Origin of the sequence: Pseudanabaena sp. lw0831 (genome assembly GCF_016584665.1) — a bacterium.
Lineage (GTDB): Bacteria > Cyanobacteriota > Cyanobacteriia > Pseudanabaenales > Pseudanabaenaceae > Pseudanabaena.
Genome location: NZ_BBJB01000046.1, coordinates 23,337 through 39,154 on the forward strand (window position 1 = coordinate 23,337; position 15,818 = coordinate 39,154).

General features: G+C 43.3%; 17 protein-coding genes and 1 pseudogene. 5 read left to right on the forward strand and 13 right to left on the reverse strand.

The window, feature by feature from the left end; translation table 11 throughout:
• Nucleotides 1-96 precede the first annotated feature (96 nt).
• Nucleotides 97-351 carry an AbrB/MazE/SpoVT family DNA-binding domain-containing protein gene (locus tag APA_RS08145; RefSeq protein WP_201321793.1) on the forward strand — a complete coding sequence of 85 codons (255 nt, stop codon included), beginning with the start codon at nucleotides 97-99 and terminating at the stop codon, nucleotides 349-351.
• Nucleotides 345-719, forward strand: coding sequence for a type II toxin-antitoxin system PemK/MazF family toxin (locus tag APA_RS08150; RefSeq protein WP_201321794.1), 375 nt, complete (start codon nucleotides 345-347; stop codon nucleotides 717-719). Before APA_RS08145 ends, APA_RS08150 begins: the two co-directional genes overlap by 7 nt.
• Nucleotides 720-763: 44 nt before the next feature.
• Here the strand turns inward: APA_RS08150 and APA_RS08155 are convergent, their stop codons facing one another.
• A complete protein-coding gene (locus tag APA_RS08155) occupies nucleotides 764-1,192 on the reverse strand; it encodes a gamma-glutamylcyclotransferase (RefSeq protein WP_201321795.1) in 429 nt (142 codons plus the stop codon).
• A 136-nt stretch (nucleotides 1,193-1,328) separates the two neighbouring features.
• On the opposite strand from APA_RS08155, the gene APA_RS08160 reads away from it, so the two are divergent.
• Nucleotides 1,329-3,224 (forward strand): AAA family ATPase, encoded by a 1,896-nt coding sequence (locus APA_RS08160; RefSeq protein ID WP_201321796.1) that lies wholly within the window; start codon nucleotides 1,329-1,331, stop codon nucleotides 3,222-3,224.
• Nucleotides 3,225-3,325: 101 nt separating this feature from the next.
• Here APA_RS08160 and APA_RS08165 read toward each other — a convergent pair whose 3' ends face one another.
• The 4 genes from APA_RS08165 to APA_RS08180 all read right to left on the reverse strand — a co-directional run bounded on the left by APA_RS08165 (nucleotide 3,326) and on the right by APA_RS08180 (nucleotide 7,231).
• Nucleotides 3,326-3,616 (reverse strand): hypothetical protein, encoded by a 291-nt coding sequence (locus APA_RS08165; protein ID WP_201321797.1) that lies wholly within the window; start codon nucleotides 3,614-3,616, stop codon nucleotides 3,326-3,328.
• Nucleotides 3,617-3,760: 144 nt separating this feature from the next.
• Nucleotides 3,761-4,597 (reverse strand): hypothetical protein, encoded by an 837-nt coding sequence (locus tag APA_RS08170; protein WP_201321798.1) that lies wholly within the window; start codon nucleotides 4,595-4,597, stop codon nucleotides 3,761-3,763.
• A gap of 80 nt (nucleotides 4,598-4,677) precedes the next feature.
• Nucleotides 4,678-5,391, reverse strand: a complete 714-nt coding sequence (locus tag APA_RS08175) for a DUF3386 domain-containing protein (RefSeq protein WP_201321799.1) — start codon at nucleotides 5,389-5,391, stop codon at nucleotides 4,678-4,680.
• A 121-nt stretch (nucleotides 5,392-5,512) separates the two neighbouring features.
• A complete protein-coding gene (locus APA_RS08180) occupies nucleotides 5,513-7,231 on the reverse strand; it encodes a DUF3352 domain-containing protein (RefSeq protein WP_236579457.1) in 1,719 nt (572 codons plus the stop codon).
• A gap of 402 nt (nucleotides 7,232-7,633) precedes the next feature.
• Here APA_RS08180 and APA_RS08185 point away from each other — a divergent pair, with 402 nt between their 5' ends.
• Together APA_RS08185 and APA_RS08190 are read left to right on the forward strand one after the other, a co-directional pair.
• Entirely contained in the window at nucleotides 7,634-8,875 is a 1,242-nt protein-coding gene (locus APA_RS08185) for a response regulator (protein WP_201321800.1), read from the forward strand.
• Nucleotides 8,876-8,900: 25 nt separating this feature from the next.
• Nucleotides 8,901-10,271 (forward strand): plasmid pRiA4b ORF-3 family protein, encoded by a 1,371-nt coding sequence (locus APA_RS08190; RefSeq protein ID WP_201321801.1) that lies wholly within the window; start codon nucleotides 8,901-8,903, stop codon nucleotides 10,269-10,271.
• 29 nt (nucleotides 10,272-10,300) lie between these two features.
• On the opposite strand, the gene APA_RS08195 is transcribed toward APA_RS08190, so the two are convergent.
• The 8 genes and pseudogenes from APA_RS08195 to APA_RS08230 form a co-directional block, all read right to left on the reverse strand.
• The gene (locus APA_RS08195) at nucleotides 10,301-12,091 is read right to left on the reverse strand and encodes a proline--tRNA ligase (protein WP_201321802.1); all 1,791 of its coding nucleotides are present in this window, start codon (nucleotides 12,089-12,091) and stop codon (nucleotides 10,301-10,303) included.
• 118 nt (nucleotides 12,092-12,209) lie between these two features.
• Nucleotides 12,210-12,653 carry a hypothetical protein gene (locus tag APA_RS08200; protein ID WP_201321803.1) on the reverse strand — a complete coding sequence of 148 codons (444 nt, stop codon included), beginning with the start codon at nucleotides 12,651-12,653 and terminating at the stop codon, nucleotides 12,210-12,212.
• Nucleotides 12,650-13,342, reverse strand: a complete 693-nt coding sequence (locus APA_RS08205) for a DUF433 domain-containing protein (RefSeq protein WP_201321804.1) — start codon at nucleotides 13,340-13,342, stop codon at nucleotides 12,650-12,652. Before APA_RS08205 ends, APA_RS08200 begins: the two co-directional genes overlap by 4 nt.
• Nucleotides 13,343-13,349: 7 nt before the next feature.
• Entirely contained in the window at nucleotides 13,350-13,664 is a 315-nt protein-coding gene (locus tag APA_RS08210) for a HigA family addiction module antitoxin (RefSeq protein WP_201321805.1), read from the reverse strand.
• A gap of 22 nt (nucleotides 13,665-13,686) precedes the next feature.
• Nucleotides 13,687-13,980 carry a type II toxin-antitoxin system RelE/ParE family toxin gene (locus APA_RS08215; protein ID WP_201321806.1) on the reverse strand — a complete coding sequence of 98 codons (294 nt, stop codon included), beginning with the start codon at nucleotides 13,978-13,980 and terminating at the stop codon, nucleotides 13,687-13,689.
• A 213-nt stretch (nucleotides 13,981-14,193) separates the two neighbouring features.
• Nucleotides 14,194-14,412: pseudogene (tumA, locus tag APA_RS25735) on the reverse strand (antitoxin TumA); the annotation flags it as partial.
• Between the two features lie 37 nt (nucleotides 14,413-14,449).
• Nucleotides 14,450-14,824: a hypothetical protein gene (locus APA_RS08225; protein ID WP_201321807.1), complete on the reverse strand. Its 375-nt coding sequence runs from the start codon at nucleotides 14,822-14,824 to the stop codon at nucleotides 14,450-14,452.
• A gap of 32 nt (nucleotides 14,825-14,856) precedes the next feature.
• Nucleotides 14,857-15,818: HEAT repeat domain-containing protein (locus APA_RS08230; protein ID WP_201321808.1), on the reverse strand; the 962-nt coding region annotated here is incomplete at its 5' end.

Here is a 15,818-nt window from a genome sequence, read left to right on the forward strand (position 1 = left end):
CGTAACATCAGTGATTTGGTATTCTAAATAGATCTCCGATCGCACTTCAAAATGTTTATACTTATGTTTAAACATAGAAATATAAGTATAAACCTCATGACCGAAGCAATACTAGATATCAAAACATGGGGAAATAACTTAGGAGTACGCTTACCCGCCGCGATCGCCCGTGCCGCCCACCTAAAAGTCAACCAGCGCGTGCGCCTCTCCGTAATTGACGGAGTAGTAATTATTGCCCCAGTTCCCAATCCTCCATTAACCCTCGAAGAACGCCTTACCCAGTTTGACCCCGCTCGACATGGCGGCGAAGTCATGACCACCGCACAAAAGCTAGGCGCAGAAAAGTGGTAAAAGCCTCCAAAGATTGGATACCCGATCGCCAAGATATTATCTGGATTGATTGCAATCCACAGGTCGGCAAAGAAATGCGAGACATTCATCCTTTTTTGGTGCTATCACCAAGCATATTTAATGACAAAACCGCGATCGTGATTGGCTTACCAATGACAACGGCTGCATACAATGCTGACAACCCCTTTGCCGTTGCTGTTGGTAAAGCTTCACGCAGTAAAGCGAGTAAAACTAGCTATGTTCTCTGTCATCAGCCCAAGTCCTTTGACTGGCGGCTCCGTGGAGCCAAGCCTCATCCACTGGGCAAATTGGATAACGATTTGTTTACGCAAGTATGCGATCGCCTAAATCAAATCATTCAACTATAGGAAATCAAAACCCAAATAAATAAAGGCGGCGCAGAGCGCCACCTTTATTTATTTGGGTTTTGATTTGTTAGACCACTCCAACATCCATCAAGTTGAGCAATACCTCCAAACTTGATGACTTGCTCTAAAGTCATCAAATAAGCCCATGCAAAACCTAGTGAATTTCCTTCCACATCAAAAACTTCTATCTGTTGGCGATTATATGCATTCTCAGCAGCAGCGCGATCGCCTTGATAATCTTCTAAATCATCTAGTGATTCCAAAATACTTGCATCAGGAAATGAGAGCAAATATCCATGAACTTGAGTGTTACCTACGATCATCGCAGGATAACCCATCGGTAGGGAAAATAATTCGCCGTAGGCGATCGCCTGTTGCTGCGCGATCGCTTTACCCGCACAATATTCTGCATAATTTGCTTCATTGGGTTTGAGTGTGCCATAGACAAAAACATTACATACCGCGTTTTGCATATTTGAGATCACAATATTTGTGTAGAGAGAGGCGCTTAGCATCTCCCTCTACTTTATGCTGATGCGATCGCCCCTAAATCAGAGTTAGAATCAGCGCTAACATAGAATGTAATTCTACGCATAGGAACCAGCATCGATGAGTAATGACAAAGATAGTTTTAAGAACAAATTTGCTTTTAAAGTAGAAGGCTTTGAATCTCTAGTCGATGATGTTAAGCAGTTGCTAAACCTCGATCAACTCATCGATCTGGCGCAAAAATTAGACGAGAAACAAAAGTCGGGCGAAATTCATACTGAGGTAAATGTCACTACTCGTCCCTTATCCAGTATTCCCCGACGCGGCAATATTCCGAGGTCGCCTCGTGCTGCTAATGCCACAGGTGGAAGTGGTGAAGTCACTTCGCCCGATGTCGTCAAACCTGAGCCACCTAAAGATAATTCTCAAAATGAGAAACCACTAGCGATCGCCGAATTAGTGGGCGGTTTAGGCGATACCTTGGCACAGTTGCGCGATTTGGTCGAGATTCCCCTGAAACGTCCTGATGTGCTAACAAAATTGGGACTGGATCAACCCAAAGGCGTTTTGCTAGTTGGTCCTTCAGGGACAGGCAAAACCTTAACGGCGCGATCGCTGGCGCATGTGTTAGGGGTGAATTACATTGCGATCGTCGGGCCAGAAATCATCAGTAAATACTATGGTGAAGCAGAAACTCGCTTACGACAGGTTTTCGAGAAAGCTGTAAAATCTGCTCCCTGTTTGATTTTTATTGATGAAATCGATGCTCTCGTTCCCAATCGAGCTAATGTGGAAGGAGAAGTGGAAAAGCGTCTGGTCGCGCAGTTATTAGGTTTAATGGATGGATTTGCCGAGACCAAGGGCGTGATTGTACTAGCAGCTACCAATCGTCCTGATGCGATCGATCCTGCTCTCCGTCGTCCAGGACGATTCGATCGCGAGATTATTTTCCCCATTCCCGATCGCAAAGCTCGTCGTGAAATTCTAGAAATCCATACGCGATCGATGCCTTTGACTGGTGATGTCGATTTAGAAGATATCGCTGATCGCGCCTATGGCTATGTGGGAGCAGATATTAAGGGATTGTGCCAAGTTGCCGCGACTAATGCCCTAAAGCGACAAGTGGCAAGTGTAGCGGACATCCCCGACGATCTAGATGTGAATCGCGATGATTTTGAATTTGCGCTGAAGCAAGTTCAACCCGCTGTATTACGATCGCTACAAATTCAAGTTCCCAAAGTGCAATGGTCAGAAATTGGTGGACTCGCCAAAGTTAAGCAAACCCTCCAAGAAGCGGTCGCTGGGGCATTGGTCGATCCTGCTCTCTATGCCCATACCCGCGCCAAGGCTCCTCGCGGCGTGCTGCTCTATGGGCCACCTGGAACTGGCAAAACTTTACTCGCCAAGGCGATCGCCACTCAAGCCCAAGCCAATTTCATTTCTGTTGCAGGTTCAGAATTGCTAACCAAATGGGTGGGTGCTTCCGAACAATCAATCCGTCAGTTATTCGCCCAAGCTCGCCAGGCTTCCCCCTGCGTGATTTTCATTGATGAGATCGATACGCTTGCACCTGCGCGGGGTAGCCATCAAGGCGATAGTGGCGTTAGCGATCGCGTGATTGGTCAGTTACTAACAGAACTTGATGGCTTGCAATCTGCCGAGGGACTATTAGTAATTGGCGCAACTAATCGCCGAGATTCTATTGATCCTGCACTATTACGATCGGGGCGCATCGAGCTACATATGATGGTGGATTTACCCGATCGCGACAGTCGTAATTCGATTTTAGAAGTACATAATCGCGATCGCCCCCTTGCAAAAAATCTCAATTTAGATATTTGGGCAGACCATACAGAAAATTGGAACGGAGCCGATCTTGCATTTCTTAGCAACCGCGCCGCAATTTTTGCAATTCGTCGTCATCAGCGTGATGCTACTAATCAATTGGAAAATTTGCGGATTACAAATGAAGATTTTGAACAAGCTTTTGCGGAACTTGTAGAGCAACGAGAATAAATTCTCTAAAAGTGTTGCTTTGCAGCATTTTTAGAGAATTTATTGCAGTTCTTATAAAAATCTGCGTCATCCTCTAATCCGTCTAATCCGCGATTCTGCCTTTAATATTCAAATACCCAAATTGCCCAACCTTTTTTGATGACCGTAATCACGTAGGCAGCCGAAAGACGACTCGTTATTTTTTCTACTTCTGCCCAGTCAAAGCTAGTACGAAATAAGCTGTAAGTGGAATTGTTATAGGCGATCGCGGCTACGGGCTTATCGAAATCTTCAACTTTAATATGGTGATATCGAATTTCCGCAGGTACAACTACAAAATTTGATGTTTTCCCTCCCAAACGAAATAACTCATCTTCATCTAAAGTATCGTTTTCATCTTTGGTATCTTTCATAGAAGCAGTCACTTGCAGGTATTACCCTATTTTAACTTATACCTCATATAGCAACGCAAGAGATAGCTATGACAAATCAAAACCCAAAAGATGAGTGGCGGCGCTTTGCGCCGCAACTCCCTTTTGGGTTTTGGGTTTTCCCTTTTAATAAAAATCTGAGGTTGATTCCTGCAATTCAGTCATCGCCTTCTGGACATCGATCGCTATTTGTACAGTTGTATCAAAAATGCGTCCATATTCCTTGGCACGATTATTGATCTGGATAGCTTCAAACGCATTTAAATCAATATCAAAGCGATCGGGATGAAAGTCTGGATGTTCTCGTAAAATTCGTTCAGTTTTCAACGCTCGCACAATATCATTGCGCGTCATTCTCAAAGCCGCGATCGCTGATTCTCTTGACTCTAATTTAATCGGATTTCCTGCATCTTGTAACTGATCGAATACATCAATATCACGGATAGTCTTATTGCATTTATCAACTTCTATAAATAGCCGCAAAATAACTGGTGGAATGCCTTTCTGTCGATGAGATTTTTTTGACTTTCGCCATTGTTGAACTATTAATCTGATCAGCAATAAAGCCAAAATCCCACTAGCGATCGCAAGTCCGAGGCATAGCAAAACTATACCTAAGGTTGCTCCTGTCAAAGCATAAAGCGAATAAATAGCTGCGCCTAAAGCTACACAAAAGAAAAGTACAGTTACTTCGACAAATTCGATCGCTAAACTCAATGCCCCCAATGTCAAACTAATCAAAAAGATAATTCCCGCGACTCGTAATGGCGGCAAAAAAATACTGGCAAATGAGATAAAGTTGATTGCGGAAATCCCCAAGGCGATCGCGCATTGAATCTTGATCTGTCGCTGGGTTAACTCCCTTGATGGCAAAATCTGTTGGCGATTAAACCCTGTCAATTCCAATAGTTCCACTTCCGAAATTAATAACCGTTCCAGATCGCCTCTCATAATTGTCGCCATTGTCTTTTTTGTGAGGACTGACAAGGGGCTTAAGCCCCTTGTTCATTCTAGATAATAAGCTTGCAAAGCATGTTTATTATCTAGCCTAATAGCTGAATATCACTAAAAGTAATTTCATAGTTTTTGGTTTTGCCTTGCTCGTTAGATTGCACGATTTGTTTGGTCATCACGTAGTAATTGCCCATTTTTTCGTAGCTATCTTCAAAACGAGCTTGACGAACAATCTCATCATTCATCGGATTACGGAACACCGCAGTATAGAGAGAAGAAATATAACCTTCACCAGTATCTAGATGTCCGAGGTGATTAATCACAAAGCCAATTCGTCCCATGACGCGGCTGACCATCGAGATCTCTTTGCCACGGACTTTGTAGTTTGATCCCATTGAGTCGCCAGTAACCAAGATTTCTACGGCTCCCGACTCATCGGATGCACCAAGGTTAAACGCTGATTTACCATGAGCTTCTTCAAAGGTTTTACGCTTGCGGTGAGTTACCACATCGCGCAGTTGGTTATATAACCATTCTTGACCTTCGTCAACAGAAACCGTCTTTTCTTCACCGCTAGGGGTGCGGGTGGTGCGATCGATTAGTTGTGGCTCATCCATGCTCACTTCAACGGATAGATCTGGCTTAATGCTTGCCTTACCAGTGCGGGCTACGCCGTCGATCGCTACGGCGACATTGGCAGTTAATCCTGGGAAATTGCTGTCCCATGTATAACGATTTTCGTAAGCAGCCTGAAATAGAGCGCGGGCGCTAGTATCAGATTTTGTATCGGGTGCTGTAACCATTTTTTGCTAAAGGTAATTAAGTAAGGTATCGAGTATCTTTAGTATTTTACGTTCTGCTAGCCTTGAAAAAGTGATGTTTTTAGGAGTGAGGAGTTATAGCGCAATGATCTGTGTATTGTTTTTAGTTGCCTGGAGTGGGCTTGAGCGTAAATAAGAAATCTAAGCGGGTTGTCTTGGTATCAACATTTGTGGATGTAACGGCAATGCCGTTAATTGCATCAAGGACAGAACGAATTTCGGTAAAACTAGGGTTAGATTTGACTTCAGGCGGTAAAAGGCGATCGGCAAGTGAGAGTGCAGTAGTCATATTCAAATAGAAATAACCGCCGTTGGACTTGGGCATATCCGTAGTTAGAATTTTAAAAGAACTACTTTCTGGCAAATTATTAGCAGGCTTAGGAACAAAGGTATCGGCAAGATCGCCCATAGACCAAAAAACAAAATTATTATCTAAAGTGCCGCGTGTTGCCACGTTGGTATTGCCGATCGCCCAAGCAATCACTGATTTATCGCCAATTTGTTTTGGTTTTAGATCCACTCCTTTAGGCAACAGTCCTCCAGAATTTGCTTGGGCAACCTTATCGATTTTGTCAAGCGCCGTTTTAGCCGCATTCTGATCGTTGGATTGGGCGATCGCGACAAACCCGAACCCAGGATTCGCCAAGATGCCTTGATTATTGGGAATCGCCGCGATCGCAAATTCACCGTTCATCCATTTGAGAATATCTTGATCGAGATCGAGCTTTGTACTATCTTTTACAGACTTCCGAATCTGATCGATCAGTTGTGCAGAACTCGCATTTCCCTTAGCTTGAGAGACTAGCGATTGCCAAGACTGATAGAGATTTACGCCAGAAACCAATAAAAAAGTTTCCTGTGGCAAGAGATTAAGAACTTTTGCATTGTTATTGCCTAGGGGATTGGAATTATCATTTTTGAGATAAGTATTAATCTCAAACCGCAAACCTTCTTTCTGAGTACCGCCTGTCAAAGTCATCGCATCCAGTTCTCGCTTTGACTGTGCGATCGCCGCTTCGTTGAGATTGAGATTAGCTTGAGAGCCAATAAACTCTAGAGCTACATCGCCATCTAAATAAACTTGTAACAGTGGCTCGACAATTTTGGTTTGATTAGTAGCGCCATAAATCTTGGCAAAAATCGGCTTCTTAGCAAGGGACGGATTGCTGCCTTTATAGGTATCGATTGCCTGTTGGATCAAGATCGGGCTAGTGGCGATCGCTACATATTGCCCACCAATATCCGCAGTTACCACACTGTTATTGGGATCGCGTGTGGGTGACTCGTAATAGGTAACATCTTTGTACTGCTTGGCAGTAAACTTTGCCCCTTGTTGCGCCAACGCACCACGATATTTTGACAAAAAGGCATCGGACTTACTGCGATCGCGGGTTGGGGCAATGACTAAGGTTGCCGCAGGCGTTTGGGGCTGCGCGGCATTGGGCACAAGCGCCGTAATGATGTAACCCTCTAACCAAGGCTGCACATCGCGACTATATTCAGTTTTGCTCTGGACTAGTAAAGAATTTAGAGGAGATTTGGTAATGCCTTCACCGATCAGCTTTTGTGAGGCAGGCGTGCCAAATTGCACTAGTTTATTCCAAGGCTCAGATTTAGTATTAAAAGCCATTACCACTTGCGCCTCTTGGGGGATCACTGCCGCCGCGCCTAAAATGCCTTTAATTGACTGCGATCGCTGAGTAAAATAGAAATACGCACCCCCTGCTCCTGCGGCAATCACAGCCGCTCCAATACCGACATACATCAGCATTGTTGATTGTTTTTGTTTGGCAGATTTATTGGTTTTAGATGACTTCGACATGGGTATGGAATAAGCCTAAAAGTTGCAAAATGTTGAGCGCCAAGTCTCAATCAAGATACTACAGAATCGGGCCTAAATAATCAGAGCCGCGATCGCCATATAAAAATAATTTCTGATAAAATCTATTTTTACTATGTATTTATCAAGAATTTTTTGTTTTTTCAGATCCTGTTATATTGAAAATCAAAATCAATTTAATCATGGAGTTGATGAGTGAAAATCCAAAAAACGATTTGGCAATGAGAATTGCTGTATTCTTTTGAATATAGTTTTGTAGAAAATAAACTTTTAATAGCAAGTCAGCTTTTTATTACAAAGCTCATCTCGATCTTTGAAAAGTAGACTTTTTTTCGATTTAAAGCTAAAAAACTCAACTTTATTTTTAAAACGCATTGATGACACATGGATACAGATAATCTAGCCGTTTATAGCCTTGTTGAACAGTTACGCGGCTATGGTCGCAAGCAGTTTACTGGCAAGCTGGAACTCCATAGTGTCAAAAGTTACAAATGGAGCATCTACTATTGTCATGGTAGATTGGTGTGGGCTTCGGGAGGAGCGCATCATCACCGACGTTGGCGCCGACTGATGGGACAGTACAAGCTCCAGATAGACTTTAATAAAATTTCTTTCCGCACTATCGAGGAAATTCGACTCTGGGACTACCATGTGCTGGTAATCCTGATGAAACGCATGGTCTTAACCCGTGAGCAAATCACGCCGATTATTGAGGGTTTTGTTCAAGAAGTATTGTTTGACATCATTCAATGTGCCGCGAATGAAAGGATTACCTACTACTGTGATTTTGAAGATGAGATTACGCCAGTGATTTCACTGATCCATGCCGAACATGCGATCGATCGCGCCCATCAAGAATGGTTGACATGGCGCAAATCTGGAATTGCCGATTTTTCGCCAAATCTTGCACCTTGGATCAAGCGCCCATCACAACTCAAGGAAGAAGCTTCAGATCTCACTTACAAAACTCTGATAACGATCCTTGATGGTAGGCGATCGCTGCGAGAGTTATCGACATGGATGAAGAAAGACTTACTTAATCTCGTGCAGTCATTAATGGCGTATTATCATCGCGGCATGATCGGACTAGTGGAAGTTGCCGACATCCAATCTCCTGTTGCGGGATTTTCACTAAATGAATCTTCAAAAAATGAATCGACTCAGTTGTCAGACAGTAGCCAGAATCAGAAAAAAATAAACCTGATGGCACGACCTCTCATTGCCTGTGTCGATGACAGCAATCAAGTTTGTGCCACCATCGAACAGATAGTTTCAGGATTTGGTTTTGGTTTTCTAGGAATTCGAGATTCTATCAATGTATTGCCATTACTAGTTGAGCTTAAGCCAGAGATGATTATTTTAGATTTGGTGATGCCAATTGTTGGTGGTTATGAACTCTGCACTCAAATTCGTCGCATACCAGAGTTTAAGAATACGCCGATCCTGATTTTGACTAGCAATGACACATTTGTTGATCGGATTAGATCCAAATTTGTTGGTGCAACCGCCTTTATATCGAAAACATCTGGTAATGACAAAATTGGTGAGCAAATCCAGAGATATCTACTTCCTTTTGATAAAGATCTAGAAGAAATATCTCCAACTGATTCAACAGATACTTACTAGCTAGTTTATTGAAGGAGAGGAATCCATGTTTAATTTGTTTAATCTCTTCCCAATCGAAAAACCCAAAAAAGAACCTTTGTCTGAATCGTCAAAGCAGTTGCTGAGCCAACAGATATTCACAACTAATCAACCAAATGCAATTGTGCAGGATTTTGAGGCGTTTATAGAGTTTCTGCAACTTCATAAGGTCGAAGTCAGTGCTGCTCAAAATGCGATCGCACCAAAATATCTTGCAGAACTGAATGAACGCCTCAGTCACCCAACTCAAATTGATTTTCAGCGCCCTAGCCAGAAATCTTACCCATATATTCACGGACTCTATTTGCTTTTGCGTAGTTCCGCGATCGCACAAGTGCAATTAGATAAAAAGAAAAATATTCTCAGTATAGATCCTGAAGTTCTCAAATCATGGCAGAAATTAAACGAAACTGAGAAGTATTTTAATCTTCTTGCCACATGGCTCTATTATGCCTGCGAAGACATTATGAGCAATGATAAGCGTGTTCTTCCTGAATGGTTTTTTGTGTTTAATTGCTGGGAAGATGTGGCTAAAGCAGATTTAGATTTTACTAATAACTCTAGGAGTAACGAGTGGTTAAATCGTCTGAGGTTACACAATGTTGCTTTGTTAAATTTGTTTGGATTGGTGGAATTAGAAGATACGGAACCATTAACAGGTAGAGGATGGCGGGTTACTAAAGCAAAAGCTTTGCCATTTGGGAAAGCGCTAATGGAATTATTAAATAAAACTAATTGGAAAAAGGGATTGCTGAGTGAATCAGGAGATGATATTTCAGATTTATTTATAGAAACCCCATCGCCTAAACTTGATATTGTCGTACAGAAGTCAACGCCAACGGAGATATTACAAGAGGAATTTCAAGCACTAGATTTATTTACAGTATGGCGGAACAATTTGCAGTTTCCTGAGCCTAAAGCCCAAGATGGTATCTTTGTTTTTAAAGTGTCCATTCAACTCCATATTCAAAAATCCAAGGATAAATTTTCTACAGAGACTGTCTGGCGTAAGATTGCCATTCCTTCTCATCTCACAGTCTACGATTTTAGCTCGGCAATTCTCAAAGGTTTTGATTTTGCAAACGATCATCTACATCAATTCACCTATAAAGATCGTCAAGGCTTCATCAAGAGCATTTATCATCCTTATACTCAATATGAAGAAGAAGCCATCTTTACCGATAAAGTTTTGCTGAGAGATTGGCAAATTAATATTGGCGATCGCATTACCTATGTGTTTGATTTTGGCGACTGGTGGGAGTTTAATGTAGTGTTAGAAAGTATTGAAGAACCTGATCCTAAAATCAAAAAAGCAAAGGTTATCGATAAAAAAGGCAAGGCTCCAGAGCAATATCCTGATTATGATGATGAAGAGTAAAAGAAAGGGGCGCAATGCGCCGCTTTCTTTTACTTGAGTTCGTTTTGTAAGTATTCGACAACTGATTCGATTTCTACTAAAGTGGCAACTTTAGTAGCCCGATTAACGATTTCGACTTTGCCATCAGCGATCGCTTTGCCAGTAACCACACGATAGGGAATACCCACCAGATCGGCATCTTTAAACTTCACGCCAGCCCTCTCATCGCGATCGTCGAGGAGTACTTCTACGCCTGCGGCATCAAGGGCAGTGTAAAGCCTCTCACCCACATCCATTTGCTTAGCATCGCCCACATTCGGCACGGTGACGATCGCATGGTAAGGAGCGATCGCTTTATTCCAGATGATGCCATCTTTGTCATAGGACTGCTCCACGGCAGCTTGAGCGAGGCGCGACACACCCAAGCCATAGCAACCCATCACTAAGGGCATTTCTTCACCCTGCTCGTTGGTGAAGGTCGCTTTCATCGCCTTGGAATATTTGGTTCCCAATTGGAATATATGACCAACTTCGATGCCTCTGGCGGTTTGCAAGATTTGCGAAGGATCGTGAACAGCGCGATCGCCTGCTTTGGCTTTATCAAGATTTACAACTGTAGGCAACGTGAAATCCTGACCCCAATTTGCGCCCACAACGTGATAATCAGCTTCATCTGCACCCGTGACAAAATTCTGTAAATGCTCAACGGTGCGATCGGCTAAGCGCAGGAATTTCGGTACAACACTAGCAGTTGGATCAATATAAGAGTCTTCAAGACTTGGTGCGATAAATCCTACAGGAAGTTTAGAATGCGCCCATTTTTGTTGAGATTCAGCATCAGCAACTTGGAGATTAATAATTGCTTTACCGCCGTAATTAGCTGCCAACTTGGTCAATTCATTTTGCAGCTTTACTTCATTAACATCGCGATCGCCACGAATGCTAACTAGAACTAAAACAGTTGTGCCATTATCATACACAACCTGATACAGCACCTGTTTCACAATCTGCGTAGGATCGCTTTTGAGGAATTTGCAAACAATTTCGATAGTTCCCTTTTTCGGTGTATGCACTTTCTCAAACTTGTCGAAATGAGAAGGTACAGCATCAGGTGGAATAGATGCCGCTTTCTCGACATTGGCGGCATAGCTGCTATCTTCGGTAAAGAGAATGTCATCTTCCCCAGCTTCAGCAAGTACCATAAACTCTTGCGAACCCGAACCACCGATCGCACCTGAGTCAGCCTCAACAGCACGGAATTTCAGTCCGCAGCGATCGAACATCTTCCGATAGGCGCGATCCATTTCGTAATAAGTCTCTTTCAGGCTTTCTTCGCTGCTATGGAATGAGTAGCCATCTTTCATGATGAATTCGCGACCACGCATCAAACCAAAGCGCGGACGAATCTCATCGCGGAACTTGGTTTGGATTTGATACAAATGCTGCGGCAGTTGGCGATAGGAGCGAATCATATCTCTAGCGATCGCCGTAATAATTTCTTCATGGGTGGGGCCCAGACCGACTTCACGATTTGCGCGATCGGTGAGGGCAAACATGATCCCTTCGGCTTTGGTGTAGGTATCCCAGCGCCCTGACTCCTGCCAAAGTTCCGCAGGTTGCAGTTGCGTTAATAGGCATTCTTGCGCCCCTGTGTCGTTCATCTCTTCGCGGACGATTGCGGAAATCTTTTGCAGGACGCGCCACATCAGCGGCAAGTACACATACAAGCCTGCACCTACGCGCCTGATATAGCCTGCACGGAGTAGTAGTTTGTGACTTGTGAGTTCTGCTTCGGCGGGATCTTCGCGCAGAGTGACCCAGAGCATTTGAGATAGACGCATATTGCTGGAGATGTTCGCTAGGGATATTCGCTAGAATTTCGTTAATCTGTTAACGGTGATTCTGCCTGACAATCATATCAGGACTTGTAGCCTTGGTGTTGTAGGCGTATGCGATCGCTTACAATTCATTAGATCGTTGTAACATCTTCAGAAGTTTTGTGTGTTTTTGCCAGATGGCTACTCTGCTGTTTTGATAGACTTTTGCGATGAAAGGAGCCTGATTCCCTTTGATAAAACGCTCGATACTATCTAGAGCCTGAATAAAAGTTTGTGCCATTTCTTCACCACTGGCATCACCTATCGCTAAAACAAAAACTCTAGCATTAGAACTAGCGATCGCTATTTGCTCAGAGGGTGTACGTCCCAGATTGGCATCTTTAGTCAGGACAATCCATCCTCGACGGCTGACTTCGGGCAACCATTCGATATCTGGAGAATTGGGGGCAAAATGATCGATATGCGCTTCAGCATTTGCGCCTGCGTTGCGTAGAATTTTGACTAGATTTTTGCCTAAGGCTCTATCTACAAAAAAGATAGGCTTATCGGTATTTTTCTTGTTCACGCAATTTGAGGAGGGAGTTCGTAGCGGATTGCTTCTTCGATTTGCAGTCTTGTGCAGCCGTAGTCTTCAGCAAGTAAATCTATAGAATCTCCTGCTCGATAGCGTTCGGCAACGATGGATGTGGGAATGCCTGTATCAGCGATCGCTAAACGACCAAAGGATACTGCGGGATCAAAAACAAGCAGTTTGGGGCTATCAGATTGATTTGGGCGCAGGTTGGGGAATAGGCGAATGGCAACTTGGCGATCGTATTCGATGCGTTTGAGAAGTTGATTAAGGGTTTGACGCATGGCTAACTGTCCATTTTCGGAGGCGTTAATCAGTTTTCCTACGGATTCGACAAAGAGGTTTACACCATCGGTCTGGAAGTCAATGCTTGCGAGGGGATGTGGGGTAGCGAATTCACGTTCGATGTAGTCAAGGGCAGTACGAACTTTGTCTAGGCGAATGTTGTGGTCTTGGCGAATCGCTCGCAATACATGAGCTTCTACGAGGTTGATAAATGAGAGTTGTGAAAATTCGATGCTGGGACGCTGGATGAGGGGTGCGGAAAATTGTTGTCCGTCTTTGGTGTTGTAGGTACGCCCATGTAGCCAAGCTTGTAATGTACCCGATGGAATCCGCAAGTAACGGGCGGCATCGGCTACTGTATAAGCTGGAAGGTTTTGAAGTTTGGCTGCATTTGTCATGTTTGATTTAGCCGATCGCTAAGTTTGTTAATGGTTGAATAGTTTGTAATTCATCATTTTCTGTTTGTTGAGCGTGATATAAATCCCAACATTGTTGAAGGTTCATCCAGAAGTCTGCTGATGTAGAAAAGAATTTGGCTAGACGAAGGGCAGTGCTTGGGGTGATGCCTCGGCGGCGATTGATGATCTCATTTACTCTTTGATAAGGGACATGAATGGCATTGGCTAGTTCTTGCTGCGTTAATCCGAACGGAATCAGAAATTCTTCTAATAACATTTCCCCTGCGTGGGTTGGTGGGCGATGGGTTGGTATGCGTGTCATATTTTATACTTCTATCTTTAACTTAGTGATAATCTACAATTTCTACTTGATTTGCTCCTGTGCTAGTCCAGATAAAGCAAATTCGATACTGGTCGTTGATGCGAATACTGTGCTGACCTTTGCGATCGCCTGCTAATGCTTCTAGCCGATTGTTTGGGGGAACGCGCAGGTCGTTGAGGATTGTTGCGGCGTTGATTTGGTCGAGTTTGCGGGTTGCAACTTTACAAATGGATGCTGGACAAACTTTTCTTGCCTCCTGAGAGTTTTTGCCGTTGAAGATGTCTTCAGAGCCTTGATTTTTGAATGAGACAATCATAATTTAGCATAATAACACGGATGTCATGCTAAACAGGATGTTTTAAAAATTTATCTCACCACGCACCAGTTTTTCTTCGTAGTCTTCTAGATTTTTGAGATAGTCATTAAGGTCTGCAAATACTTGGCTGGCAGGGTAGCCAATTACTTCGCCACTGGTGAGATCGCGATCGCGTGCTTCGGCTTCTTCGAGCCAGTCGTTTGTAATGCGATCGCTCAGATCTTGTTCTATTTCCTGACGTAAGGCGAGATAGTGCTGATAGTCGTTTGCCCATTCGATAAGTTCAATTTCATCTGATGTTTTTCCTTGGCGATATTGATGAAAAAATTCTTCAGAGTCGAGTTTATGTTGATTTTCGTGGAGGCTAAGTCTTTTGGTAACGGCGATGAGGGCATCGAGTGGGGATAGATAGGTAATGGTTCGTTTAGGCATATTTATTCAAGGGATTTGTTATTGAATGATTGCAACTTCACTTTTTAGGTTTGGCTTCAAGTCCTGCTTTGAAGGCGGTAAGGAAGACTTCAACAAAATCATTTTTGGCAATTTTTTTGATGGCTTCAAATGCACCTGCTTTAAATGCAGCAACTAGACGATCTTTAAGGGTTGGTTTGTTTTCTATCTCTTCCAATGCGGCAGCGGTGATGATTTCTTTGCCTGCTTCGCTGGTGGGATCGGAGATTTGGGGGACGATTCCTTGCAGGATTTCATCGAGTTCTTTGGCTAGTTGTTGGGTGTTGGGGTCGTCTATGCCGTAGTAGTTGTTTTGTGTGCCGATATTGTCGCCTGTGACGGTTTGATCGCCTGCGATGACTTGTCCTACGGGGGCGTTGAAGTTAAAGGTCATATTTTTCTCACAGGGTAATGTTTAGTGGTTGGTTAGGACTCAGGTGCTGTCTTTTGGTTGTTTTGTGTAGCAATATTATCGCGTTGAACTGTTAGATTTCCAGCAACTACTTGCCCTACTTTGTCGTTGAATATGAAGGTGTTGCCTGTGGTGGGGTTGGGGTTATTTTCGGGGGGTAAGGGTGTTTGGGCTATGTTGTAGTTGTAGTATTTGCATCGGGCTTGGATGACGGTGATGACTGAGAGAGCTTGTTGGCTGGATTCTGTGGGGATGAGGGTGAGGAGATGGGGGAGTTGTTGGGCGAGGGTGGGTAAGTTGCAAGTGACTTTAGCAATCTTGTCCAATGCCTTTGCTGCAAAAATACTCGTGTAAACATTAGAATCCTCAAGGGTAAGTATGAGCGATTCAATTGCCTTGTCACTAACAATCGTAACCAAAGACTCTGCTGCTTGTCTTCTTACATGATCAGTTGGATCTTTAAGATCTAGTATGAGAGATTCAACTGCTTTTTTACTGCCAATCTTGACTAATGCCTCTGCTGCTTCGTTTCTTAACTTTATGTTTGGATCTTTGAGCCTAGCAATAAGTGTGTTGCTGATTAGTTCAGAAGCCATAACATTGCCAATCTTGATTAATGCCTCTGATGCTTGTCTTCGTAAATTTGGATCTTGGAATGCTTCGATAAGTGGCTGAACAGCCTTGTCACTACCAATTTTGCCTAATGCCTCTGCTGCTTTAGCTTTACTTTGTACATCATAATCTGGATCTTTGAGTGCTTCAATAAGTGGCTCAACAGCTTTTTCACTACTAACCTTGCTCAATGAACCTACTGCTACCCTACGCACATATTGATTTGCATCTTTGAGTAAATTTATTAGTGATTCAAGAGCCTTATCACTGCCAATTTTGCCTAATACCTCTGCTAATTTACTCCGATCATAATAATTTGCATCTTTGAGTAAATTTATTAGTGATTCAACAGCCTTGTCACTAC